Origin of the sequence: Roseateles sp. (assembly GCF_036404855.1) — a bacterium.
Taxonomy (GTDB): Bacteria; Pseudomonadota; Gammaproteobacteria; order Burkholderiales; family Burkholderiaceae_C; genus Pelomonas.
On the sequence record NZ_DASWYS010000360.1, the window covers coordinates 1 to 3,677 of the forward strand.

Here is a 3,677-nt window from a genome sequence, read left to right on the forward strand (position 1 = left end):
GGTGCGCTGGCGCCGCTGCCGGGGCATGCACCGCTCGCGCCGAATTCTCGCGTGCTGGACGCCGGCTGCGGTGCGGGCGACGGTTTGCGCGAGCTCCTGAGCGTCTATCCGGACGCTTGCGTGGAGGGCGTCGAATGGAGCTGGCCGCTGGTCCTGCTGGCCCGGTGGCGCGCCCGTGGCGCCCGGGTGCGGCAGGGAGACCTGTGGGCTGACGACTGGGCGCAATTCGCCCTGGTCTATGTGTTCCAGCGGCCCGAATCCATGTCCCGCGTCTGGGACAAGGCCTGTGCAGAGCTGGCGCCTCAGGCCTGGCTGGTCAGCCTGGACTTCGAGGTCACGGGCCAGCCGCCGGTGGCGAGCTGGCAACTCCCAGGCGGCCAGAATGTGTGGCTTTACCGCCCTGGGCGGAATGCCGCGTCAAAGCCCGCCAATTGAGGCGTTCAAGGCGGGTCTGGCGCGGCATACTTTCTCAAGCCCCCCGGCATCGGGCCGATATGGCCTGAACACCTCCAAAACGTCCACGCATGTTCGTCATCATCGGCTGGGCCATTTCCATGGCCTGCATCTTCGGCGTCTTCATCGCTCACGGCGGGAACATCGGCGTCATCCTGCACGCGCTGCCCTTCGAGATGATCACCATCTTCGGTGCGGCGATGGGCGCTTTCCTGGCCAACAACCAGATGAAGGTCGTCAAGGCCACCGCCGCCGGCCTGGGCCGCTGCTTCAAGGGCGGCAAGTACAGCAAGGCGCGCTACATGGAGTTGCTGGCGCTGATGTACGACATCCTGCAAAAGGCCCGCAAAGAAGGCCTGATGTCCATCGAGAAGGACGTCGAGGATCCGCATTCCAGCCCGCTGTTCCAGAAGTACCCGACGGTGGGCAATGATCACCACGTCACTGAATTCATCACCGACTACCTGCGCATGATGGTGTCGGGCAACCTCAATGCCCATGAGATCGAGGCGCTGATGGACAGCGAGATCGAGACCCACCACCAGGAAGAACATGCCGCTGTTGCGGCACTGCAGCGCGTGGCCGGCGGTCTGCCGGCCTTCGGCATTGTGGCCGCCGTGTTGGGTGTCGTGAACACCATGGGCTCGGTGGGTCAGCCGCCCGCGGTGCTGGGCGGCATGATCGGGTCCGCGCTCGTCGGTACCTTCCTGGGCATCTTGCTGGCCTACGGTTTCGCGGAGCCGCTGGCGGGTCTTCTGGAGCAGAAGGTCGAGGACGCAGGCAAGGAATTCCAGTGCATCAAGACGACGTTGCTGGCCAGCATGCAGGGCTATGCACCCCAGGTGGCCATCGAGTTCGGTCGCAAGGTGCTGTTCTCGGGTGATCGTCCCAGCTTTACCGAGCTGGAAGGCCACGTGAAGAAGAAGTAGGCCATGGCAGGAGACGCGAAAAAGCTCCAGCCCATCATCATCAAGAAGGTGAAGAAGGGCGGCCACGCGGCCCATGGTGGTGCGTGGAAGATCGCTTACGCTGACTTCGTCACGGCCATGATGGCCTTCTTCCTGCTGATGTGGCTGCTTGGCTCCACGACCGAGGGCGACAAGAAGGGCATCGCCGAGTTCTTCCAGTCGCCGCTGCGCGTCGCCATGCTGGGCGGCTCGGGATCTGGTGACTCGTCCAGCGTCGTGCGCGGCGGCGGCAAGGATTTGACGCGCGAGACCGGCCAGGTCAAGGAGGGTGACAGCCTGGCCCGACGTTCCACCTACACGCTGCGGGCGCTGAAGGAAGAGCAGCGCAAGGCTGAGCGCGCCCGGCTGGAGCAGCTCAAGGCCAAGGTCGAGCAGGTGCTGGCCGAGAACCCGAAGCTGGCCGCATTGGGGGGGCAGATCCGCCTGGACATGACCAAGGAAGGCCTGCGCATCCAGATCGTCGACGAGGGCAACCGCCCCATGTTCGACAGCGGCAGTGCTGTCGTGAAACCCTATATGCGCGAGCTGCTGCGTGAGCTGGGCAGCGTGCTGACCGAGGTACCCAACCGCCTGACGGTGGAAGGCCACACCGACGCCCAACCCTTCTCCAGCGGCGACAAGGGCTACAGCAACTGGGAACTGTCGGCCGATCGCGCGAACGCGTCGCGGCGCGAGCTGGTCGCCGGCGGCCTGTCGGAGGCACGCATGCTGCGGGTGCAGGGCCTGGCCGCCAGCAAGCTGCTGGACCCGAAGGACCCCAACGGCGCACTGAACCGGCGCATCAGCATCATCGTCATGAACCGCGATGCGGAGGACGCCGTGCTGAAGAACGTGACCGACGAGCCGGAAGCCGATGCGCCTGCCGCGGAGGGCGGCGGCACGCCCGCGCCGGAGGCCGGCGTCACGGAAGTGCCTCGCAGCGGCAAAATGCCGCAAACTCAAATGCCGGCGCCGGCTCGCTAGAAACTAGACTGCGGGCTGACCCCTGAAATCCCGCCTGCCCCCGAGAGAGGATCGCCATGAGCGCTGACATGAAATTCCTGGTCGTTGACGACTTCTCCACCATGCGCCGCATCGTGCGCGGCCTGCTCAAGGAGATTGGCTACAACAACTGCGAGGAAGCCGAGGACGGCGTCGAGGCGCTGAACATGCTCAAGGGCGCCAAATTCGACTTCGTCGTCAGCGACATCAATATGCCCAACATGACGGGCTTCGAGTTGCTGAAGGCCATCAAGGAAGACCCCAGCCTCAAGCACCTGCCGGTGCTGATGGTGACTGCCGAAGCCCGCAAGGAGGACATCGTGCTGGCTGCCCAATCGGGTGCCGCGGGCTACATCGTCAAGCCTTTCACCAAGGCCACGCTGGAAGAAAAAGTCCTCAAGATCATGCAGAAGCTGGCCGCGGCGGCCTGATAACAGGGGGACGCTCATGTCGATGGAACAGTTGGACCAACTGGCCAAGGCTTCCGAGCCGCTGCTGGTCTCGCCAGAAGTCTTCCAACAGCTCGGAACGATCACTCGCACGCTGCATGACACCATGCAGCGCCTGGGCGTCATGCCCAAGCTGCAGGTGGCCACCGACGGACTGCCCGATGCGCGCAGCCGCCTGAACTACATTGCGACGAAGACGGCCGCTGCGGCCGAGAAGGTGCTGAACTCGGTCGATCAAGCCAAGACCGAGCATGCCGGTATCAGCAAGGCGGCCAACGACATGGCCGCAGCCATCGTGGCAGACCCGGTACGGGCCGTCGCCAGTGGCGCGGTGTTGAACTTCGTCAAGGACGTCGAGAACCGCACCGCGAGCATCGACGCCCACCTGACCGACATCATGCTGGCCCAGGACTTCCACGACCTGACCGGCCAGGTCGTCGCCAAGGTCGTCACGCTAGCCAACGACCTGGAAGACAGTCTGGTCAAGCTGCTGGTGCAGGTCGTACCTCCCGAACAGCGCGAGAAGGTCGACCCCAACATCCTGCAGGGCCCGGTCGTGAGCCCGGAGGGCCGCACGGACGTGGTCTCCAGCCAGGGCGAGGTCGACGACTTGCTCGCCAGCCTCGGTTTCTGAGCCCGGGGCAAGTCCGGCGGCCGGTAGGCTGCGCGACATGCGCCCTCTCACCTTCCGTCGACAAGGCCGGCCATTGCGCCGGCCTTTGCTTTTGGGGGTGACGTCGCTGGTGTGGGCGAGATAAGGCCGGTAAGCACCCCGCTTTTCCCGCTCAAGTTTGCGGGGCGGCCTCGAACAATTCGGTCCAGCGCT

5 protein-coding genes are annotated in these 3,677 nt (G+C 64.9%); all 5 read left to right on the forward strand.

Annotation, left to right across the window (positions count from 1 at the left end; all coding sequences use genetic code 11):
* Positions 1-435 (forward strand): class I SAM-dependent methyltransferase (locus tag VGF12_RS23975; protein WP_331178561.1); only part of this gene is annotated, 435 nt, incomplete at its 5' end.
* Positions 436-524: 89 nt separating this feature from the next.
* Complete coding sequence (motA, locus tag VGF12_RS23980) at positions 525-1,382, forward strand: flagellar motor stator protein MotA (RefSeq protein ID WP_331178562.1); 858 nt, start codon at positions 525-527, stop codon at positions 1,380-1,382.
* A gap of 3 nt (positions 1,383-1,385) precedes the next feature.
* Positions 1,386-2,384, forward strand: a complete 999-nt coding sequence (motB, locus tag VGF12_RS23985) for a flagellar motor protein MotB (protein WP_331178563.1) — start codon at positions 1,386-1,388, stop codon at positions 2,382-2,384.
* A gap of 56 nt (positions 2,385-2,440) precedes the next feature.
* On the forward strand, positions 2,441-2,833 hold the full coding sequence (gene cheY / locus VGF12_RS23990) for a chemotaxis response regulator CheY (protein ID WP_331178564.1): 393 nt from the start codon (positions 2,441-2,443) through the stop codon (positions 2,831-2,833).
* Positions 2,834-2,849: 16 nt separating this feature from the next.
* Entirely contained in the window at positions 2,850-3,485 is a 636-nt protein-coding gene (locus tag VGF12_RS23995; RefSeq protein ID WP_414710194.1) for a protein phosphatase CheZ, read from the forward strand.
* The last annotated feature ends 192 nt before the right edge of the window (positions 3,486-3,677 follow it).